We start from the raw sequence: 24,507 nt of genomic DNA on the forward strand, positions 1-24,507 counted from the left end.
GTTGCCGGAAAAACTATGCCAGAACGGTAAGCAATCTTAGCCATTACACATGAGGAAATTTATAAGAAACATCATCGTCAGGTTGTCAAACTCGGTGTCATCAAAGCCCGATAAGCAACTGGTATTCGATTCTTTGTCGCAGTTGTATAAGCACATATGCGATGGAAAGAAGGACAAGGGACTTATATTGACATGTGATTATGAGAAGATGTCCATGATCATTTTTTCAGATCAGCATAAGGGCGGTAAAGACGGATCGGATGATTTTATGCTGGCGGAAGCATCCTACCTTACTGCCTTACGTTATTATTACGAGAAGGGATTTACATTGGTGAACCTGGGAGATTGTGAAGAGCTGTGGGAGAATAAGCCATCCGTAGTACTGGAAAAGAACAGGGTGTCCCTGCTGGAAGAAGCGCGTTTTCTGCAGCAGGGGCGTTACTACAGGATAGTAGGTAACCATGACCTGGAATGGAACTACCAGGTGCCCAAAGATATGTTCCTGAAACCCTTGTTCGGGAAGGACCTTAAAGTGTATGAAGGCCTGGTGCTGAAGATGAAATATAAGGACGCTGATGAGACAATATTCCTGGCCCACGGGCATCAGGGCGATCTCAGAAGTGACGGGAACGCCTTCAGTAAATGGTTTGTAGCGGCTATATGGACGCCTATACAGCGCTGGTTTGATGTCAGGCTGGATACCCTTTCAGACAATTTTGACCTGGTGGATGAGCATAACGTTGTCATGTACGAATGGAGCCAGCAGTATAAAAAGACATTGTTGATATCAGGACATACACATAAACCGGTATTTGCTTCCATGGACCATATAGACCGGCTCACGAAGCAGCTGATGAAGGCAACGGCGCAACATGATGAGGAACGTATAAAGGCCTTGCAGGATGCATTGGAAAAGAGAAAAGCCGAATATGCGGGAAAGCATTTTGTGAAGACGATGGTGAGCCCCAGTTATTTTAATACGGGTTGCTGCTGTTTCAGTGATGGCGATATTACCGGCATTGAGATCGCCGAAGGTTTTATCCGTCTTATCAAATGGGAACAGGAGGGAAAGAACATCAACAGGATCGTACTGGAAGAGGCGCCGCTGGATTACCTGTTTGACCAGTTATAAACAACGGCGCTTTGTCAGTCCTAGTTACCATCGTCATTTTTGATGCCCCTTTTATTCTTTTTAATATCCTGCCTGAGTTTACCGAAGTTATAATTGATGCTCATATTCACGGTGCGAAAGTATTCCTGCGTGTGATTATCTTGTGTGAACAGATCACCTTTCGTTGTTGTATGGTTATTACGGTACTGCGTGCACGGATTATTGATAGTGCCCGAACAGGATAGCTTGTCTTTAATCAGCTCTTTGTTAAACCCGAAAGAGGTGCTGATCATGGCATTGGCATAGGCCTGTAGCGACACCTGGTTACGTCCGATATAATTCATAGAAGCATTCAGTCGCCAGCCTTTGTTCAGCCGCACAGCAGCAGCCGTGTTCAGGGCATATATCCATGTGTGCAGCCTGACAGTTGTTTCATCTGACCCGCCCTTAACAGAGATGTAGACGGCATTGCCGTTGATGTTCAGGTTCAGCCAGCGCAGGATGGGATAGTTGATACTGTAGTTCAGCGCCAGACCGCCTCCTCTTACATTATTCTGAATGGCAGTACGGGTGATGTAACGGGTAGTATCAAAAGACGTTATTTCCATGAACATATGCTTGTTGTAGGAATAGCTGATTCCGGCATTGACAGACATCTTTTTTGACCAGTTATAACTGAGCTGGAGATCTGTGATGGAGCTGGGCCGCAACGCGGGATTCCCGGTTGATTCACTGGAAGGATTGGACCGGTCCGTAAATGGATTGAGCCGGTAGATATTAGGCCGTTTCAGGCGCCGGCTGATGCCCAGGTTTAGTGAACTGTTACTATTCAGTTTCCGGTTGATGATGAGGGAAGGGAGAACATTGAGGAACTGTTGATCCACGTGCATAGAATCGCTCTGAAATGCAGCGCTCATAAATGTCTGCTCAACGCGTACACCTCCTTTCAGATCCCATTTTTTTGTGGAGAAGGTATAGGAATTATATACACTGAAAATGTCCTGGTTACCATTGAAGCGGTTGGAGGAAGGATCCGGCTCAAACTTGCCGGAAGATGGCTGATAGTATTCATACCTGAAATCGCTGTTGTTGTTACGCCATATTCCTTTCACACCTGCTTCCATACTGAATTGCTTAAAGGTACGGACATAATCTGCCTGAAGGGCATGCTCGCGGAAGGTTTCATTGTCGTGCTGCCGGTAGCCGGGAATGGAATAATTGATGGTATCTGTAAAGATTTGTTCATAGCCCTGTTTCCTGCCATTGGTCATATAGCGGTAGGAAAAGGTGAGCAGGTTATTTTTATTCTTCCTGGATGTGATCTGGTAATTGATACCGGCGTCCATACTGTTGCCGTTGCCATCATCTGCGCTGTTGAGGTAGTAACGTTGAAGGGTTGCAAGGGGATTGCTAAGGTTGGACTGCAGGAACCCCTTACCATCGGAATGGTTGCCGCTGATGTTGAACTGGGCGGTAAGGAGGTGTACACTATCGGCCTCGAAGCTGATCTCTGTGCCCAGGTAAGCTGATCTGCGGCCTGTACGTTTATCGCCTTGCTGTTCGAGGTATGCCGGCCATTCCCCTGCTGAATGGCGCTGCATATCGTTTCGTGCGTGTGGCTGGTCAGACCTGTTGGCGCCACCGAACGCGGAGATTCCCAGTTGCCCGCTTTTCAGGGCGAAGGAAGCGCCTGCTCCCGGGCCATTGGCAGGGAACTTTTCACTGGCATTAACAGTGCCGTTATAGCCGTCTGCTTTTCTTTTAATGGTGATGATGTTAATGATGCCGGTCAGTCCTTCGCCATCATATTTGGCAGGCGGGGTGGTAATGACCTCTATCTGCTGAATAGTGGAGGCGGGAATGGTACGGAGCAGCTGGGACGGATCTCTTTCCAGCAGGGCGGAAGGCTTACCGTTGATCAGTATACGGTAACTGTTGTTGCCTTTCAGGAGAATGTTGCCGGCCGCGTCGAGCGAGAGATAAGGTACTTTGCGCATGATCTCCAGGACATTACTGCCTTTACTATCCGGATCGGCCTGGAAGTCATAGATAAGCCGGTCTGCCTCCTGGCGGATCAACGGCTTTTGCCCTGTTACGGTGACCGCTTTCAGTGCTTTTATGCGGGATGAATCGGGCGCCTGCGCCATTGCTGTCAGGCTGCCGGTTAGCAGGAGGACGATGCATATGGGAAGTAATTGCTTTTTCATGATGATTGATTTTTATGGCATGGCAATTCCCCTTAAAGCACGGAGGCTTTAAAAAAGGGATTGCAATATGTGAATATCAATAGCCGGCCTTGTGTAGGTACAGGCAACAGGTAGTGCCGGTGGGAGGAGGGAGCGGATTAATCCTGGTGCTGTTTGTTCCTGACGATATAGAAGTATACAAGGAAGCCGATGGCGATGAATACGGTTTCAATACCATAGGGAAGTGTAGAGTGTTCTACATTGTAAGGAATATACTCCAGCACGATCAGGCCCAGGCCGGCAAAAAGGAGGATAATGCCCCATTTCAGCATTTCAGTGTTCAGCCGGGGAAAGGCCGGTACCAGTTTCAGGGCGTTTTCGTCTACCGGACCAGCGTCGAGAATGCGCTTTTTCAGCCGGTAATTGAGAAATGCATTAATGACAGCAGCAATGATCGCAAAGACGGAAATGATCATAATAAAACTCCCAAGTGTTTCGACAATAGCAAACATAATTAGCGGTTTTTCTCAGTAGACAAGGCGAAATTCGAAAATGTTGCAAATGTCTCATAATTTTTGCAACATTTATTACCAAACCGTTGTCTACTTTGACATGATTGATGAAAAGGAATTACTTCCCCGTATCCTACACGGAGATCTTAAAGCCTTTGAGGTATTGGTAAAGCAATACCAGGGATTGGTGTTCCATGTAGTCAACAGGATCATCAATACAAAGGAGGACAAGGAAGACATCTGCCAGGAGGTTTTTATGAAGGTACACCAGCACCTGCACCGTTTTGAGTATAAGTCGCGCTTATCTACCTGGATTGCGCGGATTGCTTATGTCACCGCGATCAATTATGGAAAGAAGCACAACAGCAGTAATACGGTAGCCCATCCGGCCGATATTGAGAATTACAGTTTTGCGGAAGATCATCCGGGGCAGCAGCTGGATAAAAAGGATGTAACGGCGTATATTAACAGGCTGATCGCACAGATGCCCGAGCAATACAGAACGGTATTGACATTATTTCATCTGAATGAGTTCTCCTACCGGGAGATTGAAGAAATAACCGGGATGCCGGAAGGAACAGTGAAGAGTTACCTGTTCCGTGGAAGAAAACTATTGAAGGAGAAATTAAGTGTTTATCTTAAAAATGAGCTGTCATGAAGGAGATGGATGATAAAAGACTACAGGAATTACTGGAAAAGGGCCTGGCGGGTCAAAAGGCTGGTTTGTCGCCGGAGGAAGGAGAGGAACTGGAAGTATACAGCATGTTGTTCGAGGCATTGGGCAATGCGCCTGCATCAGATCTGCCTCCCGATTTTGCCCTGAAGGTGGCCACTAAACTGAGATCGCGGAAGCAGCGTATGGCGGAGACAAGGGTTAACCTGATCATTATCTTCTGTTGCCTGTTTGCGGGGGCAAGTGCCCTGGCGGCGCTGGTACATTTCGGGGGAGGGGAGGTGATCATGCATTTTATTTCCCGTTATGGAACCATATTTATATTAGGTACTGTCATTTTATTACTGATACAATACCTTGACCAGAAGTTGGTGAAACAGCCCTTGCTGAAGGGGCGATAGTGTTGCTGCTATGTTACTATCTGCATACTGGTTCCCGGAGCAGTTATTCCTATGGGGAGCATTGCGCTGCCGGCATTGCCGGTATCCTGTATACAGGTACACAAAACAGCCATTCTTAAAGGAAAGATAATGCTGCCGATAGACTGCTAGTCTGCATATTGTTATTGGGATTAAGCCCCTGTGGCTATCTGGCAACACCGTCGGAAAGCGCGCAGTAGCCTTAATCCTTTTTATGTCTTTACTTGTGTGAACTGTTGGGATACATCTTTGTTAGCATTAAAAGCGAAAAATGGGTGACAAGGCTCCCCTGATTTGGGGATAGGGCGCCCGCATATTTCATTTTATTTTCGCGGTCTCTCAATACACAACGCTAAATCTAAAAAGTACCCAATGAGAAATTTTATTGTCCTGTTCTTAATAGTCTTTACAGCATGTAATCAGCAGCATGGTGTTGACTATCAACAGTATTTTATGCCACAAGATTCCGGTGTTCAGACGGGTGGTGTGAAAATGGTGGAGATAGCAACGCCGAAGGGTAAATTTCATGTGTGGACCAAACGAATCGGTAACAACCCGCGGATGAAGATCTTACTCCTGCATGGAGGCCCAGGCGCAACACATGAATTCTTTGAATGTTTCGAAAGCTTTTTACCTAAAGAAGGTATTGAACTGATAGAATATGACCAGCTGGAATCTTACTACAGCGAGCAGCCCAACGATAGCAGCTTTTGGACAATGGAACATTATGTAGAGGAAGTAGAACAGGTACGCCAGGCATTACAACTTGACAGTACCAACTTCTACCTGCTGGGACATAGCTGGGGTGGTATGCTGGCCATAGATTATGCATTGAAGTATCAGCAACATATCAAAGGACTTATTATTTCGGATATGATGGCAAGCATGACCAGTTATGCGGCATACAATAAAACGCTGAGAGCACAAATGAGAAAGTCACTGGTCGATTCGCTGGAAGCATACGAGAACAATGGCCAATATGGCGACAGTACCTACCAGGCGCTCGTCATGAATGAATACTATAAAAAACATATCTGTGTATTGCCGGAATGGCCCGAAGCAGTCAACAGGTGTTTCAAACATCTTAACCCGGCTGTTTATGTTACCATGCAGGGGCCCAGTGAATTCAAGCCAGGTGGCCGGCTCATTAACTGGGACCGTACGGGCGACCTTCCCAGGATCAAGGTGCCAACATTGACCATAGGCGCAAAGTTTGATACAATGGACCCTGAGCATATGAAGTGGATGAGTACACAGGTACAGAACGGAAGTAATGTATACTGTCCGGAAGGCAGTCATTTCAGTTGCTGGGATGATCAAAAGCATTATTTCCCCGGGCTAATTGCGTTTATGAAACGTGTGGATGAGGAGAGATCCGGAAAGAATTAAACGCTCTGAAACAATGATGCTGCATCCGGCGCCTTAGGATAAATCTGCTTGTTGCCAGTGGTATAGCGGCTGCTTAGCTGCCTTAGCCATGGATTTGAAGTGGACTTGCGCCGGACTTAATGAGAATATGAGCAGTCAATATTATATCAAAGGGCTGAGCGAAAAGCGTAAGGAATCTTTTCGGTCAGCCCTTTTTTGTTGTATTGCTCGTCGCCAACGGCGACAATTGTTATTTTGATTGTTGCTGTGCCTGCGGACTTCCGAACACTGTTTTCAGCAGATCGGTTACACGGGCGGCAGGGTCCTGCCTGATCTTCTGCTCTTCGAGCGCAACTTCCTGGAAGATACCGGCAATCGCTTTTTCGGTTACATAAGCGGTAAGGTCAGTATTCACCGGCGTAGAAGAGAACTTGTTATATACGGAGAACAGGTCTGACCAGTATTTGGTAGCGTCCACTTTCTTCAGGGCATCGCCGATAACCGGTTTGAAGGCACTGGTAAGTGCAGCGGTGGTCTTGTCCTTGAAGTAGTTGGTGGCGGCATTGTTACCTCCTTTCAGGATGCCCAGGGCATCAGTGATTGTCATTTGTTTGATCGCGTTTACGAAGATAGGAGTGGCGGATTTTGCAGCTTCTTCCGCACCTCTGTTCATGGAAAGGATCGCCTTATCCACTACACTACCCAGGCCCACACTACGCAGGGTGCTTTCTACTTTCTGGGCCTCAGGAGGCATCAGGATCTTCAATGCAGCGTTGGCAAAAAAGCCGTTGGCGGCAGAAAGCTTGTTTGCACTGTTCTGGGTTCCGATAGTAAGTGCTTCTTTCAGCGCGGCAGCAATCTGTGCGGAGCTCAGACCCCCGGCAGTGGGCAGGTTATTCAGGATCTGTTGTGAGGTTTCACAACCAGTGCTGGTTAAAAGCAGTGCGGCTAAAATACATGCAAAAAATCCTTGTTTCATAATAGATTGTATTACATTGATAAATGTTAGAGAAGGCAAAGATAGATTTTTCTTTTTAATAGAATATTCCCTTTAAAATACGATATTGCATGAGGAGAAAAACAATAATCCCTTACAGTCAGGAACACTACTAAACTATACAGCGAAGCAGGATATTTCCGAGCCAAAGAGAGAGAAAAAAACAGCTTTAAAACTGAGTCAGTAACCGAGCGCGCAGCCTGGATTTCATTTTTCAGTATGCGGTATTTAAAGATTCCACATGAAAACGATCATTATCATTGTAGGCGTAACTGCCCTTTACATTCTATTTGTTGTTATCAAACTGATCAAACTGAATCGCAGGGCGAAAGAGATCGCTCTCAGAGCGAAACAGGACCGCGCCATGCAACCTGAAGAAGAGGAGGCTCCCGATCTGAACGATGATGACACACTTTCCCTGCATGACAGGCAATATATAGCCTGCGGAGCTAACCTGGCCTACCTGCATGGAGACCGCATGGATACACTGGAAACAGACAGCGACCAGGAAGAGATCCGGGCCATGCTGAAAAGAGAATGGCATATCAATACCAGGGACAAACTGCTGAACAATATTGACTGGCTGGTAAACCATGGCCACCGCGTCTATTTCAAACCTATCTGGAATATACTGACCACTTTACCCGTAAGAGAAAGAGCGGTAGAGCTGGAAAAACTGCAGTCCGAATTTACTGCGAAAGGCGACGAAATATCCGTAGATCTGTATGCTTCCAATATATCCGAAGGTTATAAACACCTCCGTGAGGAAGCGGGCTGTTTTGAAGGCAAAAAATGTAAACTGGATGCCCTCACCTGGGACCTCGGCCGTGCTATCAATCTTTGCCGCTGGGGCTATGATGCCGGTTTCCTGTCGAGAGATGAAGCACTTGGCTATATCCGCAAGTTCGGAAAGGACCTGTTGCACAACTATACCACCTGGACCAACCTGGGCGAAAATTACCTGATGGGATTTGCCATGTGGAGCGGCGATCTGCAGGAGCTGGATGAGGCCTACGGCGCTCATTGCGACCTGCTCTCTGAAGACAGCAGTCCCTGGGTACAGCTGGAAAGCCGCTAGTACAGGGAGCGCTTATCTTCCGTGGTTTTATTTTTAAACGAAATGCTTGTTTCGATACAAGTGGGGCTTTAATTTTTCCCACTTTGATCTTTATACACCAGTAACCTCAATGCATTAAATACTACCAGCAAGGTAGATCCCTCATGCGCTATAATGGCCGGACCGATAGAAGCGATGCCCAGCATGGTAAGCGGGATCAGCACAGCTACCATTCCGAGACTGAATACAAGGTTCTGGCGGATGATGCTCTTTGCCTGCCTGCTTAAACGGATCGCAAAAGGCAGGAGGGACAGTTTATCGCCCATCAGGGCTATATCTGCCGTTTCAAGCGCTACATCACTACCCGCAGCACCCATTGCAATACCTACCGTACTGTTTGCCATGGCCGGGGCATCATTTACACCGTCGCCTATCATGGCTACTTTATTTTCATCCTGTTTTAATTTTTTGATAGCTGCTACTTTCTCTTCCGGAAGGAGGTCGCCCCAGGCTTCTGTAAGTCCCGTCTGAGCGGCTACAGCATCAGCTACCTGCTGATTATCGCCTGTCAGCATGATCATTCTCCTGATGCCCGCAGCGCGCAGTTCCTGTAACACTTGCCTGGCTTCCTCTCTGGGGGTATCCATCACAGCTATAAGACCGATATAGTCCTCATTCCTGCGAACGATCATGCTCGTGTTCCCGCTTTCCTGTAATCTGGCCACTTTCTCAGCCAGTTCCTGCGGCAGCTGCTCTTTTTCAAACAAGGCAGGGTTGCCGATCACAATCGTATCATTGCCGGCTTTTGCGCTGATCCCTTTCCCCGCTATTGAGCGGAGGTCGCTGACAGCAGGAAGCACAGCGTTATGCAATCTGGTTTTACTATCTTTTACAATGGCTTTGCCCAGGGGATGATCGCTCAGGGATTCAACCGCCACCGTTAGTTGCAGCAGCTCTTCTTCACTGGCGCCATTAAGGGAAATAATATTGGTGAGTTTTGGTCTTCCTTCCGTGAGCGTACCTGTTTTATCGAACGCTAAGGCAGTCAGTGTACCCAGGTCTTCCAAAGGTCTTCCGCCTTTGATGAGCACACCCGATCTGGCTGCCCTTGCTACGCCGCTTAACACAGCGCTGGGAGTAGCTATTGCCAGTGCACAGGGACTTGCAGCCACCAGTACAGACATGGCGCGGTAGAAACTTTTGCTGAATGGTTCGTCTATTACCAGGAAGGCAAAGCATAAAGCAGTTACGAGGATCAGCACGGCTGGCACATAATATTGCTGTACCTTGTCTGTGAACCGCTGCGAAGGCGATTTCCCCGACTGGGCTTCATTCACCAGCTTTATGAGGCGGGCGATGGTAGAACCCGAAGACAGGCGTGAAACCATTACTTCCAGCGATCCGTTGCCATTGATAGTGCCTGCGAAGACCCTGTATCTGGCCTCCAGTTTATCGGCTTTTTCTGGTGTTATTTGCGGATCAGCAAGCGCCTGCTTTTCTACCGGTATACTTTCTCCTGTGATAGGCGCCTGGTTTACACTGCTGTTGCCTGCTATAATGATACCATCCGCAGGGATCTTTGTATCTGGTTTTATAAGGATGATATCGCCTGTCTTCAGTGTTTCCACATCTACCTCCTGTCCTGATTTCAGGAGGGCTGTTTTAGGCGTCAGTTCGGCCAGTGCAGCAATAGATCTCTTTGCCTTACCCATGGCATAATGTTCCAGTGCATGACCAAGGCTGAACAGGGACAATAGCAATGCACCTTCTGCCCAGTCGCCCAGGATGCCTGCTCCAGCAGCTGCTACGAGCATCAGGAAATCAATTTCAAATTCACCTTTGCCGATAGCTGTAACAGCTTCTTTGGCGGTAAAAAATCCACCGAAAAAATAAGCCGCGATATAACATATCAGTGGAACAACAGCAGGCAATGTTTCTATGAAATGAAGCCCAAAACCGATGCCCAGGCAAATGCCGCAGATAATGCTAAAGATCAGCTCCGTATTGTGACCGAAAATACCTCCATGAGCGTGTGAATGTCCTTGCTTGCTATGTTGTTCCATGGGGATAAATTAAGAAAATGATTTGAAACAATGCTACTTTAGTGAAAAGGAATATACCCCTACAGAATTACCTCATCTGCAAAAACATAGCAAATATGGAACATCCTACCTACGGTAACGGCAAGATCTGTTATATCGAAATTCCTGCGAAAGATGTAAAGCGATCAGCCGCTTTTTATGAAAGCGTATTTGGATGGAAGATCAGAACGCGGGGTGACGGTTCAATTGCTTTTGATGATACTGTTGAAGAAGTGAGCGGCACTTTTGTAAAAGGACGTGAAGCACATGGGGATAAAGGTCTGTGTATTCACCTGATGGTATTTGATATGCGCGCTACACTGAAACTGATCACTGACAAGGGCGGAACAATTGTAGAAGATATGAATGATGCAGCCACGGAGGTCACTGCAAAGTTCAGTGATCCTGCAGGGAATGTATTCGGCTTATACCAGCAGTCCTGATGCAGGCAGGCGCATGTGTGCAGGCGTGGCATGTTTTTTTCACCAGCTTAGGTAAAAACATATCACATGAAAATCTATCCGCATAAAAAGAATTCAGCTATGGCTGACTTAGGTACTGCCATAGGAGTGGGGTTGCTGGCCGGCCTGGCAGGAACGGCAGCTATTACTGTTTCTCAGATGATAGAAATGAAGATCACAAAGCGTAAACCCAGCAATGCGCCTGTGGATGTAGTGTCGAAAGTGCTCGATGTGACTGCTGTCAGCGAAGAAAAGAAGCCGAAAGTATCGCAGGAAGTTCACTGGGCATATGGTACGACATGGGGAGTAGCGAGGGGCATACTCTCTCTTGCCGGACTCAAAGGATGGACCGCTGATCTTGCACATTTTGCAAGCGTATGGGGAGCTGCTCTTGTGATGTTGCCCCGCCTCAAGGTGGCTCCTCCCATTCAGAAAGAAGACCCCAAAACGATCGGAACGGATATATTACACCATGCTGTATATGCTGTTGCTACAGGGCTTGTGTATGATATGATCACCAGGAAAAAATGAAAGCCGGTATCAATACCGCTTCTTTTGCTGACCTGGTGCATATGGCCTGGCCGACTTGGAGCCTGTTAACTTTTTAGCTTGTCCCGGTGGTAAGCCATGAGGATTGCCGGGCGGAGGTGCAACGCGGTAAGTACATGCGCTGATAGTGCAGCAAATGAAAAAGGAAAACAGCAGCGACAGTATGAGTATCGGTCTTACGAACATGAAATAAATACTTTATGGTAAATGAAAGACAAATATAATACCAGAATTTAATACCTGAGTATTCAGTAAGTAGCTGAATGCTTCAGAGCCGGGTTAATCTTGTAAACCGGGCGAGGTATTAGTGATATTTTAAATTTTCATATGTATATTTGTACTGCTTAAGCGGGGGATTCTACCGCCGGAAGATGCCTATGACCGATATTGGTGCCGACGTATGAAGCAGGCGGGTTGCAGCAGCTGCAACGATATTTGTGTATCCCTTACAAATTGTCATATGAAACAGCATTCAGGAAGGTTATTGTTGACGTTATGTTTTTTGTCATTCTCCATGACAGTTCTCTCCTGCGGGAAGGCCAGACATAAAATGCATGTGGTAACCAACGGATCTGAGGACGCCACGAAAGCGCAGACAGACAGGGTCTACCCCACCTATAATGCCGACTCTGCTGATACAAAGGATAATCAAAACCGTTTTAAGGAACATCTGCAGATCGAGTTGACGAATGATGTGAAAGATCTTTATACCTACGGCGATTTTATGGCTATTGACTATTCTGTGCTGATGTCTTTTAGCTGCGATCAGTCAACGATCGACAGGATCATTGAGCAGAACGGGCTTCAGTTGTCCACAGAAAACAATATGCGCGCCATTTCCTTCCCGGGGAAATTCCGCTGGTGGAAACAGGAAGAAATAGATCAGCTGATCCCCTACAGAGCGGGAGAAGAAGACGAATTCTGGCAGTACCTGTGGTACAATCCTGCTACCAGGCAGGCATTTTACGAGGAGTTCAGTATGTAGTCTTTTTCGGGGCTTTATTCTTTTTCCGGAGATCCATGGGGTAAATACCGTATATATTCCTGAACGTACGGGAGAAATTATAATCGTTACTATATCCTAATTCTTCTGCTATATCTGCTACAGTCTTCTGGGTATTTTCCAGCAGGTACCGGGCCCGCTGCATCACCTGTTCCAGTATAAAATCGCTGATCTTTATCCCGAATGTTTTGGTAAATGCCCTGCTCAGTGTTTTTTCATTAATGAAGTGTTTTTTAGCAAGTACCCGCAGGCTGTGTTCGTGAATATTGGGGTTGAGCATCACCTCGTTCCGGATGAGCATCATGGTCGTTGACAGGGCCGTTTCTGTATGCACCTGGGGCGCCTGCTTTTCCTGGTATTCCGTGAGCAGTTCTACCGTAATATTGCCCAGTTCATAACCGTTTGTGCCGTTTTCCTGCATGGTGCCTGACAGATGATCGAGATAGCGCGTCATACTGGAGCTGACCACTATCTGCGGCAGGGGCGGGGGAGAAGAGCTGCCTGCATGGATCTGTAAGGACTGCAAGCCGGCGCCCTGCTGTGATCTGATCATGTCGAGCAATATTTGCAAAGGGGGACTGCCACTGGCGGTCTCCCCTGCAGACCGGGCATTTAGCTCAAAATGAAGTGCTGCGAATACTACCAGTTCCATATAGCTAAGAGATTAACTCTTATCAAGTTACGCTATTTAAACGCAATCCGGAGCACATTCGTTTTATTTTATCTGAACATGGTGATGGTGCCCTGCTGCTTCATCGGTTGTTTGTTGCTGGCGGTATAGGTAGCTACCCAGATATAGGTGCCGGGAGGGAGGTCCAGTCCTTTTTGCTTTCCATCCCATCCTGTTTCAGGATCAGTAGTCTCGAAAATAAGCTGTCCCCAGCGGCCATAAACGGCCAATCTGTACTCAGTTATATCATCCTGCAGCTTCGCCTTAAAAACGTCGTTTTTACCGTCTCCATTAGGGCTGAATGCAGTGGGCATGTATATGGCACAATCCCTCCACTCTTTCTCTATGGTGGCATTCCCTTCCAGGGCGCAATTATGATCGTCAATCACCGTGTAGTGATAGCTGCCTGCATCGAGGTGGCGGAACCTGTTCTCCAGCTGGAAAGTATCTGCAAGTTTGTAATGATAAGGTGGAGTACCTCCGGAAGGTGTGAAGATGAGCTGACCGTCCTGTACACTGCTGCAGGATACCGGTCTCGCTATCAGGTCTTTCATCTGTAAAAGACCGGGATTGTCGACCGCGATCCCCACCATTTTATAGCAGCCCATACTATCGGTCACCTTCAGTGTATAATAGTCGGCCGCCAGGTTATAGAAGCCGGGTACATCCTGATCCGTGCGCTCGTTTATCAGCGTGTATCTATAAGGGCTCAAACTGCCGCTTGCATTTACATAAATGCTTGCATCCGATTCGCCAAAACAGCTGATGCCTGATACTGTTGCATCGATCCTGATATCCCATTGTTTTACCAGGATGCTTTCAGATCTTGAATTGCCTTTATTATTGCTTGTTACAGTGACGGTGTATTTGCCTGCGGGAAGATGAGATACTTCAGGTGTAGTATACCCGCCTGGTTCCCAGCGGAAGCTGTAAGTATCTTTATCAAGGCTATGCATGGTAACAGCTACTTTACCATTGCTCTCACCATAACAGGTATTTTCTGCACTTACATCGAAGTTGAGTGTTTCTTCGATCATCGAAATATTGTCGAGGAAAGTGACTACATAACAGGTGTCGTCGTAGTCAGTAACGTAGGGCTCAAAACGAAGGTGTGTATAGTTCTTTTTAGGTTTCAGCACAGCTGTGAACCTGTTCCATTTTCTTTCGTAGTAGATGTCCGAATACCAGATCCTTTCTCCTATATCCGCTTCTGAAGTACTGCCAAGGATGGCTAATGCAGTAGATGTTGCGGCTGTATTGTCACTGTGATCTTCTTCAGGCATCAATGCCATATCAAAGGAGATGAGGTATGCTTTACCTGCTTCGATCGGTTTTGACAGTTGCTGTCCGATAGATGTCCATACAGCATGTCCGGCGGAAGTATTGTTTTCAGATGCAGCCAGTAATGCGGCATATGTTTTTCCATCTGACGGGGCTATCTCATTTGTACTGCCAAGTGGTAAAGTGTATGCTATCAGATTGACCGATCGCTGGTACCATGGAGCAGGAATTCCATTCATTGTCGGTGTTCCTTCAAAAGATGGATTTTCAAGGTAGATAGGTATCGTTTGTGACCTGGCTGTAAAAGGAAGCATGATCAATAAGGATACGGTGATGGTTTTCAGTATGTTGAATAGTACACTGAAGGTCTTCATAGATTATATTACGGGTATAGGTAATACAAAGCTACGTAAATACCATGAGAATACAGCCTGATCAGGGTATAAATCGGGGTTTTTCAGCAATAAAAAATCCTGTTTTTTTTATGGGTTCTTTTCCCACACTGTGACAAAACTTCCAGTCAGTTGATAAGGAAGGACTTCCGCAATTGCGCCATCCCACTTCTGCAGAATTTTGATCTTTTTGGTGAAGAAAGAAAATGGAAAAACATCGTCAATAAAGTTGGTTTTTCCGAAACTGATGATCTTAAACCGTGTTTTTCTGGCTAAGTTCTCGAGAGAATGTTTGCTGAAGAACTGTACATGCGTCAGATCATCCGCATCTGATTGAACAGTAGTGCCTTTATAGCCAAGCATGGACTTTACTTTCAGTATACAGCGCCATACCCAGTTATCTTTCTTTTGTAAGGCAATAACAGGCTTGGTGATCAGTACTTCCCTGGGGCCCATGCCATTAGGTACGGTAACGATCAACACACCATCATCAGCAAGCGACTGATACAATACATTCAGCAGTTTTTCCGGTTGATTCAGATGCTCCAGCACCTCACTGCAGATGATAGCATGATATTTTCTGCCATCAGCTACCAGTTCTTCTGCACTGATCACATCAAAGCTGACATTAGGAAAATCAGTGAGCGCCCTTGCCTTTTCAATTGCTTTCGAACTGACATCAATGCCATACACGTTAAATCCTTCACTGCCAAGATGCCGGGCAATAATACCGTTGCCACAACCCACGTCAAGTACAACGGAGCCGGTAGGGAGATGTTGCTTCAGACTGTCGATGATAAATTGTAAACGCTTGATATCAGCGATCCTGTTGTATTCCATCTGCATAGTACTTAATGATTATATTATTTGTTCGCATTTGGGGGGAAGTGTGTTGAGGCATAATTTGTTACTATCGAATTTCGTATGAGGATTGTAAACTACCACCTCATTTACGGAAATACTGACCCTCATTTGCGGACAAAATAAGCTATGCATTATGCAACGGATGAGCTACATCGATAACAGGATCGCTACGAAATGACAGATAGCGGCAGCAAGTACAAAGGAATGCCATACAGCATGTGTGAACGTGCGCCTGTCCCTGATGTAAAAGAACACGCCGGCAGTATATAAGGCGCCTCCTATGCAAAGCAGTATCAGTACAGATAAAGGAAGTTCTGTAAAGAACCTGCGGCCGCCGGCTACAAGTATCCAGCCCATCAGTAAATAAATGATGGTGGAAATGATATCATATTTTCCCGTGAACCATGTCTTGAAGAAAATGCCTGCCAGTGTAAGTCCCCACAACACCGACAGCAAGGTGATGCCAAAGGCATTGTTCATATATACGAGCAGAAAAGGCGTGTATGTTCCTGCTATCAGGAAGTAGATACTGATATGATCGAGAATAAGGAATAGTCGTTTGATGGCCGGTTCGAGTGAGAGATGATATACCGTTGAGCAGGTAAATAGTAACAGGAAACAGAAACTGTAAATAGCTGCGCCCACAATGCCCGCTGTGTTGTTGTGCGTTGCCGCGATACCTGTCAGCATAGGCAATGCGCTAATGCCGAACAGTATGCCCGCGCCATGAATAATTCCGTTTACGATCTCCTGTCTGCGGTTGTATTTTGTCTGTAATACTTCTTGTGCCATCTGTATACGTTTGGCATAAAAGTAACCACAATCTGCCGGCCGCGTAAATAGAAAGTATCTATAATAGGATTTGTCTATAAGTGATAGCATCACTTACATAGGAAGTGATGTAAATGCCGGACCAGTCTGCATAAACGGCCCGGCATACCTTGCATTATTTTATCTGCGCTACTTCAAAGTGCATTCCGTCTTTACGGGAGAAATGTCCGCCCCAGTAGAAACCATTTAAATTGGCTATCTGCACCAGCTCTCTCACCGATCCTTTCTGACCTACCAATGCCGGTATGGCGCCCAGCGGATTCCATGCTACGTTGATGTCGAATGCTGAACCAAAAGAATGATTGCTTAATGTTGTGCGGCTGCCCCTGATGAACCTTGGTACATAAGAGCCGCCCCAGGTGAGCACCAATGGCAGCAGGCCTGCTTTTTCCCAGTCGGCCCACATTTTCACAAGCTGATTGGCGGCTATCCTATGGAACTGTACCCTGTCAGATCCCTTGATGTTGACCAGCTGCGGTACAGACACCGTTACAATATTCTGGCTTGCCCAGTTGTCGGTCACTTTGATGTTTTCCGGATTGCCCGGAATTGGTTGGGATACATAAGAGAATTTACCAAAGACCTTCGCCCGCTCTTCATTGGACACCAATGGCTGAAAGGAGGGTGGTTTAGGGTAATCTGCTCCCGATTTGTCGGTCCGGTCGTCAATGATGCCGTCAAAGCCCAGCTGCATGGCAATGCCATACGTTTTATTGCCTACCACACCGTCGGGCTGGAGGTGGTTTCTACGCTGGAATTCGATCGTTGCATTCAGTACTTCCCTTGAAAAAATGCCATCAGCGACGCCTTCGTACAGGTGCTGACCGATTAAAAAGAATTGCCAGCTTGTAACCAGTGCGCCCTGGCTGTTGATCCGGATAAGTTTAAGTTCCATAAATGTTGGGGGATGATTTGGTTAAACAATTGGGGGATATTGAGATTCATGCGTATTTAGGGGTAATGATTTGAGGTAAAAACAATGGTACCGAAGATACATGCTTTTTCTGTAAAGCCTGTATAAAATGCCAGGTATTTCCGCAACTTTTCATGTGAATGACTGCAGGCACATTGCTACCGGTCATGTTTATATTACTCCTTCCTAAAAAACTCAATATTATGACCATTTACTCCGTACGTTCGTGGTGCATCTATCTCTCTATGATCCTTGTTATTGCTGCGTGTAGCAAGGAAGACCAGGCACCCCCAAAAACCACTATTGCTGCTGCCGAATTCACGCCCCAAAGTAATGCAGCTGCTGCTGTACCAGTTTCCTGGTACCAGCTTGAATTCAAGTTGATCAGAGAAACGCCGGGATTCAGTCCGCCGGTAGCTGCCAGAGCGCTTGCCTATACAGGCGTTGCGCTGCATGAGGCAGTGGTATGGAGTGACAGGTATGGTCATTCCCTTAGTGGCCAGCTGAATGGCCTGAGCAATGTGCCCCGCCCTGAATGGGGAAAAAGATATAACTGGGAGCTCGCTGCCAACAGTGCGATGGCAGACATCATCAGGAACCTGTATCCCAATGCCAGCGCAGCCAACCAGGCCCTCATTACTGCGCTTGACAGTACCAACAAAGCCGCAGCTTCCGGTAGCTGCGGCGCCGATGAGATCAACCGCTCCGTTAATTTCGGTAAACAGGTGGCTGCGGCTATTTACACCTGGTCGACTACCGATGGTGGGAAGGACGGTTATCTGAATAACTTCCCTACCGACTACGTACCGCCTGTTGGCCCTGCGTTCTGGGTGCCTACGCCGCCAGCCTTTCAGCGGGCCATGTTGCCTTATTGGGGCAATAATCGCCTGATGGTAAGACCTGCCAGTCTGGAGACCGCCGGTATTGCCCATCCTGCCTTCTCCACCGATACGGCTTCTGCGTTCTATAAGGCCGCTTATTTCGTTTATAACAAGGTGAATACACTCACGCCTGAAGAAACGACTATTGCCCGTTATTGGGCCGATGGTGGTGGTACTTTCACTCCGCCGGGACATATGCTGGCCATCACCGCCCAGCTGATCACCGACAATGGGCTTAGCCTGACCGAAGCGGCGAAGCTCTTCGCACAGGCGGGTATTGGTGAAAATGATGCGGCGATCGTGTGCTGGAAGTACAAGTACAAATACAACCTGCTCCGGCCTGTTACCTACATACAGACGTACATAGCCGCTGGGTGGAATTCACTGATCGGTACACCACCGTTTCCTTCTTATACATCAGGGCATGCGACCTTTACCAGTGCTGCGGGAAACATCCTGGCGGATTATTTTGGTAGCGGGTTTTCGTTCACTGATAATCAAAAAGTGGCGGAGGGTTTTACACCGCGGGCTTTTAATGGGTTTCAGCAGATGATAGATGAGGCGTCTATATCGAGGGTTTATGGCGGGATTCATTATCAGTTCGATAGCCAGGTAGGGGCGCAGACGGGACGGGATATTGCTTTGCGGGTGTTGGCGCTGAGGTATTGATTATGTTGCTTCCTGTCAGGCGAATAGCTTTTTCACGCTAAGTAGTTTTCACGAGCCTTTAGCTGAGAGCCTGCCCTCCTTTTTGACGGGCAGGCTCTTTTTCCTGAAAAACGCTATATTTATCTGGTTAATCAGTCTTTTATGCCACGTGAGAACAATACATCCATTAATAGAAGGAAATTCATTGCACAGGTAGCGACAGCTGCGGGATCAGCTGTGGTACTGGCTTCTCCCTTTGCCGGTTTTGCTGCGGGTTTCAGTGCAGGGACCATGCCGGTACAGGAACGGATCACTGTGGGGCAGATAATGGACCTCTTTATAAAACAGGCGCCCGGCGCTCCTTTCTCCAATACTGTTGATACTTTAAAATCAGGAAGCAGGGATGTGGTGGTAACAGGCATCGTAACTACAATGTTCGCTACCGTCGAGGTGATCAGAAAGGCAATTGCACTGAACGCGAATTTTATCATTGCACACGAACCCACGTTCTATAATCATACTGATGAAACAGCATGGCTCGAAAAGGATGATGTGTACCGGTATAAAGCTGCCCTCTTAAAGAAGCACAACATTGTTGTATGGCGCAATCATGACTACATACACGGCGTAAAGCCTGATGGCGTGCGTAAAGGACTGGTAGACCAGCTGGGCTGGCAGCGTTTTGAAGATAGTAATCATGTTATCTATAACCTGTCGCCTGCTATGACACTGAAGGCATTGATAGGGAATCTGAAACAGAAACTGAATATTGAAGCCGTTCGGTATATTGGCGATCCTGAACAACAATGCAAAAAGGTATTGTTGCTACCCGGCGCCTATGGTGGCAAGAACCAGATACAAAGTATTGGCAATACGCAGCCGGATGTACTGGTATGTGGTGAAGTATCCGAGTGGGAGACCGCCGAATATGTACGTGATGCCCGGGCTGCCGGTAAACAATTGTCATTGATCGTACTTGGCCATATCGTGAGTGAGGAACCAGGATCCGAATTCATGGCCAAATGGCTGCAGGAAAAATTCCCTGCCATCAAAACGACGCATATCCCAACGGGTAGTTCCCTCTCATTTTTGTAATGGATACGTCTATATTTTTTTTAATAGCGGCCTGTTTTAACGGGTTGGTTATCATATTGTTTATAATTTTGAAGCTTGCTATTTCTTCTATATTCGAAGTATATAATTAGGCGGGTTAATGTCCGGTGATTATTTTCGATGCGGAAAAGCCATATCACGTATTCTCAAAAGAACCATTATTTATTCATCAAATCGTTTATTCATTACATCGTTTCACTTATTCATTCATTAAACCGCGTATTCACTTTATTACTTAGACTGTTTATTCATTAATCATTTATCATTAAATCTCCCTCAAAATGAGAACTCTATTATGGGCCTGTTGCGCCCTGTTCCTGTTTGCGTGTAACAAATCGTCGCTCGAACCACAGGAACACTTATCTGCCCATCTGAACACCAAAGCTGCGGTGGCAGTCAGCAAATCCACGAGCAAAAAGATCTTTATCCATTGGATGCCCTGGTTTGAAACACCGGCATCCAGGGGGGCCTGGGGGTATCACTGGAAAATGAATACCCAGAACCCGGATATCATCGTTAATGGCAAAAGACAGATCGCCGCTTACTTTTATCCTAAAACAGGGCCATACGCTTCCGGCGATCCGGATATTGTCGAATATCAGTTGCTGTTGATGAAGTACGCCGGTGCAGATGGCGTATTCATAGACTGGCCGGGCACCCGCCAACGGTACGACTATCCCGATAACCTGAGCAATTCCAATGCCCTGATCAGTAAACTGAATGCCGTAGGGCTGCAATTCTCCATTGTACATGAGGACCGTAACTGGGACCCTGGTATGGCTTCCGGTGCCAACGGCGATTTTGTTTACATGCAGAACAACTATTTTAACCAGGGGAATTACCTGAGAAATGCTTCCAATGAACCTGTGGTATTGAATTTCGGCCCCATCACTTTTCATCAGCCTTCAGAATGGAATACGATCCTGAATGGTAATAACCCACGTCCGAAGATCATTCCGCTCTACGGATTCACAAACGAAGTAGGTGCTAACAACGCAGGTGGCGAATTCCCATGGATATACCAGGAACATCCCGGTGTGGTAGACCGTTACTATACGCAGGCAGCCGGTTTTCCGCTGTCTATAGGTGTGGTATATCCCGGTTTCCGGTCTTTCTACGCTGCCGGCGGCGCAGATGGCCCTACCTGGCAGATCGCGTATAACGGCACTGCTACCTTCTCTGCCATGCTGGACAAAGCGCTGAGCTCCAGTGTAAACATCATCCAGTTTGCGACCTGGAACGATTATGGCGAAGGCACTATGATTGAACCGACAGATGAATTTGGTTACTCCTTTCTGACCACCATGCAGCAGAAATTAGGCGTTCCCTATGGGCAGCACGAACTTGAGCTGATTGCCCGTTTATATGGCTTCAGAAAGCAGTATGCAGGCAATGGTACGGTACAGCAGCAACTGAACCAGGTATTCACTTACCTCGCCAATTTGCAGGTAAGCAATGCCGAGAACCTGTTGAACAGTATCGGGGGCCCTGTTAATCCGGGAACCGGCGTCCTTATCAAAAACAAATGGTTAAATACATACCTGTATGAAGAGAACGGACAGGTGAAGTACAACGGCAACAGCAGCGGTAACCAATACAGATGGGTACAGGAAACGGTGAACGGACATACCCGGTTTAAGAACCTGGCCACCGGTCATTACCTGAATATCGAACACCTGTACAACTATGTGGAGAGCACGGATGTTCCCAATACCTTCTACAGTAGCTATTGGTTACTGGAAAGCTATAACGGTTACACCCGTTTGAAGAACGAGTGGCAGAATACTTACCTGAACCTCGAAAATCAGAGCGGACTGGCACAATGTACCAACGTACCGGCTTACTTTGAAAGCAGCCAGTGGACATTACAGAACTAGGTCTTGCATAAACAGGAAAGCGCCTGTCTTGCCATTGGGCAAACAGGCGCTTTCTGTTCCTTTATCCGGCAACTTTTGAAGAAGGCTTTCAGCTAAGGATCAGGTGCTCATTTATTTCGCGTTGTCCCTCCCCCGGATCTTTTTATCATTCAGATCTTAAACTCCTTACAGGATTGACCAGGGCTGCTCTGATGGCTTTGAAGCTGATGGTTAGCATAGTGATGACCGCCATCAGGAAGATAGAAACCGCAAATACTGCCCAACTGATATTGACGCGGTATGCAAAATTCTGCAGCCATTTGTTCATGAGCAGCCAGGCCAGTGGCGTAGCAATGACGGCTGCGAGTGCGATCAGCTTCAGGAAATCTGCCGACAGCATCGCCACAATACCAGATACCGATGCGCCCAATACTTTGCGGATACCGATCTCTTTGGTACGTTGCTCTGCCGCATAGGTAATAAGTCCGAATACGCCCAGGGACGCGATCAGGATGGCCAGTACTGCAAAGGAGATAAAGAGCTTGCCTGTGCGTTCTTCTGCCTGGTATAACCTGTTAAAGCTATCGTCCAGGAAGGTATATCTGAAAGGCTGTCCCTGCATAGCCGGCCGGGCATGATACAACTCACCGATCCTGCTGATGATCTGCTGGATATTTTTCGTGTTGATGCGGAATGCCATGGTGCCTGTATAGTTACCTAATGTGAATACCGCCGGTGCAATCTTGCTGCGTAGAGAACCCGAATTAAAATCTTTTACTATCCCGATGATCTTCATTTTCTGGTCGCCACGATAGAGATATTTGTCAGTGATATCCGTAAATCCAAACAGGCGTGCTGCTGTTTCATTGATAATAAGCGCTGACCCGGTATCGGTAGGCATATCCGGCGAAAAGTTCCTGCCTTGCGCCATCTGCATGCCTAGTGTGGGAATATAATCGGCATCTACATACCATTCGGCAATACCGGTTACCTGCCCCGGGCTCCGGGCGGCATCTTTGGAGAAGATATTCGTGCTCATGTTAATGTCGGTAGGCAATGTGTTTGTCATGGTGCCTGCCCTTACTCCGGGTAGCTTCAATACGTCATCTCTGAACCCTTTGGCGTGTACCCAGAGTGCCTGGGTGTTTTCTATGACCAGCACCTGTTGCCGGTTATAGCCCAGCTGTTTATTGTGTATATAACTCAACTGATTGTAGATAACCAGTGTGCCAACAATAAGCAGGATAGCCGCGGCAAACTGGAAGATGACCAGGCTGTTCCTGAGCCAGCTGCTTTTAAAGCCGTTAGAGAGTTTCCCTTTCAATACTTTCACCGGTTCAAAGGAGGAAAGGAAGAAGGCGGGATAACTGCCGGCTATTAGTCCTACGACGATCACTATCAGCAACAATACAGGAATGATCCATGTCAGGGATGTCACATTGATGCTGAGCGATTTTCCTGATAATTCATTCAGATAGGGTATCAGTAAGGCTGTCAGGACTATTGCAATGAGCATAGCGCAGCAGCTGGTGAGGATGGATTCTGCCAGGAACTGTATTATCAGGCTGCTTTTCTGTGAGCCCATTACCTTGCGTAACCCTACTTCCTTGGCCCTCCCTGCAGAGCGAGCGGTAGAGAGGTTCATAAAGTTTACACAGGCGATCAGCAGGATGATAACGGCAGTGATGATGAAAATGTAAACGTATTGTATGTTCCCTGAAGGTTCTGCTTCATTGGTCAGGTCGGAGTAGAGATGGATCTTCTTGAGTGGAATGGATTTGTACCTGAAATGTCCTCCTTTCTTTTCCAGGTCTGCAAGGTCGCTCCCGGTCAGTTTTTTAAGATCATTCTCCATATACTTTTTGGTCGCCTGCTGCAGGTACTTGTCCAGTTGTGCCTGGGTGGTGCCCGGGCGTAGCTGGACATATGTTACGAAATTGTCCGCCATCCATTCCGGTTGCCTGCTGAATTCCTCCTGTGCCATCGCCCTGATGAAATCAAAATGCAGATGGGATTGTGGCGGAACATCTTTGATCACACCTGTGATCGTATACTGGTTGATATTGTCCGTATGCAATATTTTGCCAACAACATCCGTACTGTTGAAATATTTCTTCGCCATGCTCTCCGAAATGACCATTGAGAAGGGCGTGCGCAATGCTGTAATTGGGTTGCCGGCAATCATATGCAGGCTGAAGATGTCAAATACGGAGGAATCGGCAAAGCAGGCATTGTTCTCCATCAAGGTCTCTTCTCCCTTTTTAACGAGTATATGTTGCTGCTGAAGAAAGCGTACGTAATTTTCAATCTGCGGATAATCCTGTTGCAGCATAGGGCCCAGCAGGGATGGTGTGTTCCTCTCCTTAAATGCGCTGCCATTCACGAGGAAGTCGGCATCTATGCGGTAAATGCGGTCAGCCTTTTTATTGAAATACTCATACCTCAACTCATCCGTTACAAATAAAGTGATTAATAAGCAGGTAGCCAGTCCTATGGCTAACCCGAATATGGTAATGGCAGAAAAGCCTTTATTCCGCCAGAGGTTGCGGATGGCGATCTTATAATAGTACCTGAACATTGAATGACATTTAGGTCTTGGCAATACGAAATATACGATAGTGGCGGCTCCAAGAGGGTGCCA

The 24,507-nt window shown here is 47.0% G+C and carries 22 protein-coding genes; 11 read left to right on the plus strand and 11 right to left on the minus strand.

All coding sequences use genetic code 11. The features are described from left to right. Nucleotides 1-49: 49 nt before the first annotated feature. On the plus strand, nt 50-1,132 hold the full coding sequence (locus tag MYF79_RS12895; RefSeq protein WP_247814265.1) for a metallophosphoesterase: 1,083 nt from the start codon (nt 50-52) through the stop codon (nt 1,130-1,132). A 20-nt stretch (nt 1,133-1,152) separates the two neighbouring features. Here the strand turns inward: MYF79_RS12895 and MYF79_RS12900 are convergent, their stop codons facing one another. Beyond that, nucleotides 1,153-3,318 (minus strand): outer membrane beta-barrel protein, encoded by a 2,166-nt coding sequence (locus MYF79_RS12900; protein ID WP_247814266.1) that lies wholly within the window; start codon nt 3,316-3,318, stop codon nt 1,153-1,155. A 137-nt stretch (nt 3,319-3,455) separates the two neighbouring features. Further along, nucleotides 3,456-3,809 carry a DUF6249 domain-containing protein gene (locus MYF79_RS12905; protein ID WP_247814267.1) on the minus strand — a complete coding sequence of 118 codons (354 nt, stop codon included), beginning with the start codon at nt 3,807-3,809 and terminating at the stop codon, nt 3,456-3,458. 49 nt (nt 3,810-3,858) lie between these two features. On the opposite strand from MYF79_RS12905, the gene MYF79_RS12910 reads away from it, so the two are divergent. The 3 genes from MYF79_RS12910 to MYF79_RS12920 all read left to right on the plus strand — a co-directional run bounded on the left by MYF79_RS12910 (nt 3,859) and on the right by MYF79_RS12920 (nt 6,290). Then, a complete protein-coding gene (locus MYF79_RS12910; protein WP_247814268.1) occupies nt 3,859-4,467 on the plus strand; it encodes an RNA polymerase sigma factor in 609 nt (202 codons plus the stop codon). Next, nucleotides 4,464-4,883, plus strand: coding sequence for a hypothetical protein (locus MYF79_RS12915; RefSeq protein WP_247814269.1), 420 nt, complete (start codon nt 4,464-4,466; stop codon nt 4,881-4,883). The genes MYF79_RS12910 and MYF79_RS12915 overlap by 4 nt, the downstream gene beginning before the upstream one ends. A 390-nt stretch (nt 4,884-5,273) precedes the next feature. Further along, nucleotides 5,274-6,290, plus strand: coding sequence for a proline iminopeptidase-family hydrolase (locus MYF79_RS12920; RefSeq protein WP_247814270.1), 1,017 nt, complete (start codon nt 5,274-5,276; stop codon nt 6,288-6,290). Nucleotides 6,291-6,519: 229 nt separating this feature from the next. Here MYF79_RS12920 and MYF79_RS12925 read toward each other — a convergent pair whose 3' ends face one another. Beyond that, nucleotides 6,520-7,248, minus strand: coding sequence for a DUF4197 domain-containing protein (locus tag MYF79_RS12925; RefSeq protein WP_247814271.1), 729 nt, complete (start codon nt 7,246-7,248; stop codon nt 6,520-6,522). Between the two features lie 259 nt (nt 7,249-7,507). Between MYF79_RS12925 and MYF79_RS12930 the strand changes: the two genes are divergently transcribed. After that, entirely contained in the window at nt 7,508-8,344 is an 837-nt protein-coding gene (locus tag MYF79_RS12930) for a DUF1266 domain-containing protein (protein ID WP_247814272.1), read from the plus strand. 68 nt (nt 8,345-8,412) lie between these two features. Here MYF79_RS12930 and MYF79_RS12935 read toward each other — a convergent pair whose 3' ends face one another. Further along, nucleotides 8,413-10,386 carry a heavy metal translocating P-type ATPase gene (locus tag MYF79_RS12935; RefSeq protein ID WP_247814273.1) on the minus strand — a complete coding sequence of 658 codons (1,974 nt, stop codon included), beginning with the start codon at nt 10,384-10,386 and terminating at the stop codon, nt 8,413-8,415. Between the two features lie 95 nt (nt 10,387-10,481). Here MYF79_RS12935 and MYF79_RS12940 point away from each other — a divergent pair, with 95 nt between their 5' ends. Both MYF79_RS12940 and MYF79_RS12945 read left to right on the plus strand, forming a co-directional pair. Further along, nucleotides 10,482-10,847, plus strand: coding sequence for a VOC family protein (locus MYF79_RS12940; RefSeq protein WP_247814274.1), 366 nt, complete (start codon nt 10,482-10,484; stop codon nt 10,845-10,847). Nucleotides 10,848-10,913: 66 nt separating this feature from the next. Further along, the gene (locus MYF79_RS12945) at nt 10,914-11,396 is read left to right on the plus strand and encodes a hypothetical protein (protein ID WP_247814275.1); all 483 of its coding nucleotides are present in this window, start codon (nt 10,914-10,916) and stop codon (nt 11,394-11,396) included. A gap of 9 nt (nt 11,397-11,405) precedes the next feature. On the opposite strand, the gene MYF79_RS12950 is transcribed toward MYF79_RS12945, so the two are convergent. Then, complete coding sequence (locus tag MYF79_RS12950; protein ID WP_199657312.1) at nt 11,406-11,600, minus strand: hypothetical protein; 195 nt, start codon at nt 11,598-11,600, stop codon at nt 11,406-11,408. A gap of 274 nt (nt 11,601-11,874) precedes the next feature. On the opposite strand from MYF79_RS12950, the gene MYF79_RS12955 reads away from it, so the two are divergent. After that, nucleotides 11,875-12,399, plus strand: a complete 525-nt coding sequence (locus tag MYF79_RS12955; RefSeq protein WP_247814276.1) for a hypothetical protein — start codon at nt 11,875-11,877, stop codon at nt 12,397-12,399. Here MYF79_RS12955 and MYF79_RS12960 read toward each other — a convergent pair. From MYF79_RS12960 to MYF79_RS12980, 5 genes are all read right to left on the minus strand, one after another. After that, a complete protein-coding gene (locus MYF79_RS12960; protein ID WP_247814277.1) occupies nt 12,389-13,069 on the minus strand; it encodes a helix-turn-helix domain-containing protein in 681 nt (226 codons plus the stop codon). The two genes, MYF79_RS12955 and MYF79_RS12960, sit on opposite strands and share 11 nt — an antisense overlap. 68 nt (nt 13,070-13,137) lie before the next feature. After that, on the minus strand, nt 13,138-14,742 hold the full coding sequence (locus MYF79_RS12965) for a gliding motility-associated C-terminal domain-containing protein (protein WP_247814278.1): 1,605 nt from the start codon (nt 14,740-14,742) through the stop codon (nt 13,138-13,140). Nucleotides 14,743-14,850: 108 nt separating this feature from the next. After that, on the minus strand, nt 14,851-15,606 hold the full coding sequence (locus tag MYF79_RS12970; protein WP_247814279.1) for a class I SAM-dependent methyltransferase: 756 nt from the start codon (nt 15,604-15,606) through the stop codon (nt 14,851-14,853). A gap of 165 nt (nt 15,607-15,771) precedes the next feature. Further along, nucleotides 15,772-16,416, minus strand: coding sequence for a PAQR family membrane homeostasis protein TrhA (gene trhA, locus MYF79_RS12975; protein ID WP_199657307.1), 645 nt, complete (start codon nt 16,414-16,416; stop codon nt 15,772-15,774). A 154-nt stretch (nt 16,417-16,570) separates the two neighbouring features. Next, entirely contained in the window at nt 16,571-17,350 is a 780-nt protein-coding gene (locus MYF79_RS12980) for a M15 family metallopeptidase (RefSeq protein WP_247814280.1), read from the minus strand. Between the two features lie 221 nt (nt 17,351-17,571). Here MYF79_RS12980 and MYF79_RS12985 point away from each other — a divergent pair, with 221 nt between their 5' ends. The 3 genes from MYF79_RS12985 (at nt 17,572) to MYF79_RS12995 (ending at nt 21,887) form a co-directional block, all read left to right on the plus strand. Further along, a complete protein-coding gene (locus MYF79_RS12985; RefSeq protein WP_247814281.1) occupies nt 17,572-18,918 on the plus strand; it encodes a vanadium-dependent haloperoxidase in 1,347 nt (448 codons plus the stop codon). A 141-nt stretch (nt 18,919-19,059) separates the two neighbouring features. Then, nucleotides 19,060-19,992, plus strand: a complete 933-nt coding sequence (locus tag MYF79_RS12990; RefSeq protein WP_247814282.1) for a Nif3-like dinuclear metal center hexameric protein — start codon at nt 19,060-19,062, stop codon at nt 19,990-19,992. 299 nt (nt 19,993-20,291) lie between these two features. Then, nucleotides 20,292-21,887, plus strand: coding sequence for a glycoside hydrolase family 71/99-like protein (locus MYF79_RS12995; protein ID WP_247814283.1), 1,596 nt, complete (start codon nt 20,292-20,294; stop codon nt 21,885-21,887). Nucleotides 21,888-22,032: 145 nt separating this feature from the next. On the opposite strand, the gene MYF79_RS13000 is transcribed toward MYF79_RS12995, so the two are convergent. Further along, nucleotides 22,033-24,444, minus strand: a complete 2,412-nt coding sequence (locus tag MYF79_RS13000) for an ABC transporter permease (protein WP_247814284.1) — start codon at nt 24,442-24,444, stop codon at nt 22,033-22,035. Between the last annotated feature and the right edge of the window lie 63 nt (nt 24,445-24,507).

The sequence above is a fragment of the Chitinophaga filiformis genome (assembly GCF_023100805.1).
In the GTDB taxonomy this organism is placed as follows: Bacteria; Bacteroidota; Bacteroidia; order Chitinophagales; family Chitinophagaceae; genus Chitinophaga; species Chitinophaga filiformis_B.

Excerpts from the sequence above, each read along its gene's own strand:
- MYF79_RS12895 (WP_247814265.1), top strand. The coding sequence starts at position 50 with ATGAGGAAATTTATAAGAAACATCATCGTCAGGTTGTCAAACTCGGTG.
- MYF79_RS12900 (WP_247814266.1), bottom strand. The coding sequence starts at position 3,318 with ATGAAAAAGCAATTACTTCCCATATGCATCGTCCTCCTGCTAACCGGC.
- MYF79_RS12905 (WP_247814267.1), bottom strand. The coding sequence starts at position 3,809 with ATGTTTGCTATTGTCGAAACACTTGGGAGTTTTATTATGATCATTTCC.
- MYF79_RS12910 (WP_247814268.1), top strand. The coding sequence starts at position 3,859 with ATGTCTCATAATTTTTGCAACATTTATTACCAAACCGTTGTCTACTTT.
- MYF79_RS12915 (WP_247814269.1), top strand. The coding sequence starts at position 4,464 with ATGAAGGAGATGGATGATAAAAGACTACAGGAATTACTGGAAAAGGGC.
- MYF79_RS12920 (WP_247814270.1), top strand. The coding sequence starts at position 5,274 with ATGAGAAATTTTATTGTCCTGTTCTTAATAGTCTTTACAGCATGTAAT.
- MYF79_RS12925 (WP_247814271.1), bottom strand. The coding sequence starts at position 7,248 with ATGAAACAAGGATTTTTTGCATGTATTTTAGCCGCACTGCTTTTAACC.
- MYF79_RS12930 (WP_247814272.1), top strand. The coding sequence starts at position 7,508 with ATGAAAACGATCATTATCATTGTAGGCGTAACTGCCCTTTACATTCTA.
- MYF79_RS12935 (WP_247814273.1), bottom strand. The coding sequence starts at position 10,386 with ATGGAACAACATAGCAAGCAAGGACATTCACACGCTCATGGAGGTATT.
- MYF79_RS12940 (WP_247814274.1), top strand. The coding sequence starts at position 10,482 with ATGGAACATCCTACCTACGGTAACGGCAAGATCTGTTATATCGAAATT.
- MYF79_RS12945 (WP_247814275.1), top strand. The coding sequence starts at position 10,914 with ATGAAAATCTATCCGCATAAAAAGAATTCAGCTATGGCTGACTTAGGT.
- MYF79_RS12950 (WP_199657312.1), bottom strand. The coding sequence starts at position 11,600 with ATGTTCGTAAGACCGATACTCATACTGTCGCTGCTGTTTTCCTTTTTC.
- MYF79_RS12955 (WP_247814276.1), top strand. The coding sequence starts at position 11,875 with ATGAAACAGCATTCAGGAAGGTTATTGTTGACGTTATGTTTTTTGTCA.
- MYF79_RS12960 (WP_247814277.1), bottom strand. The coding sequence starts at position 13,069 with ATGGAACTGGTAGTATTCGCAGCACTTCATTTTGAGCTAAATGCCCGG.
- MYF79_RS12965 (WP_247814278.1), bottom strand. The coding sequence starts at position 14,742 with ATGAAGACCTTCAGTGTACTATTCAACATACTGAAAACCATCACCGTA.
- MYF79_RS12970 (WP_247814279.1), bottom strand. The coding sequence starts at position 15,606 with ATGCAGATGGAATACAACAGGATCGCTGATATCAAGCGTTTACAATTT.
- trhA (WP_199657307.1), bottom strand. The coding sequence starts at position 16,416 with ATGGCACAAGAAGTATTACAGACAAAATACAACCGCAGACAGGAGATC.
- MYF79_RS12980 (WP_247814280.1), bottom strand. The coding sequence starts at position 17,350 with ATGGAACTTAAACTTATCCGGATCAACAGCCAGGGCGCACTGGTTACA.
- MYF79_RS12985 (WP_247814281.1), top strand. The coding sequence starts at position 17,572 with ATGACCATTTACTCCGTACGTTCGTGGTGCATCTATCTCTCTATGATC.
- MYF79_RS12990 (WP_247814282.1), top strand. The coding sequence starts at position 19,060 with ATGCCACGTGAGAACAATACATCCATTAATAGAAGGAAATTCATTGCA.
- MYF79_RS12995 (WP_247814283.1), top strand. The coding sequence starts at position 20,292 with ATGAGAACTCTATTATGGGCCTGTTGCGCCCTGTTCCTGTTTGCGTGT.
- MYF79_RS13000 (WP_247814284.1), bottom strand. The coding sequence starts at position 24,444 with ATGTTCAGGTACTATTATAAGATCGCCATCCGCAACCTCTGGCGGAAT.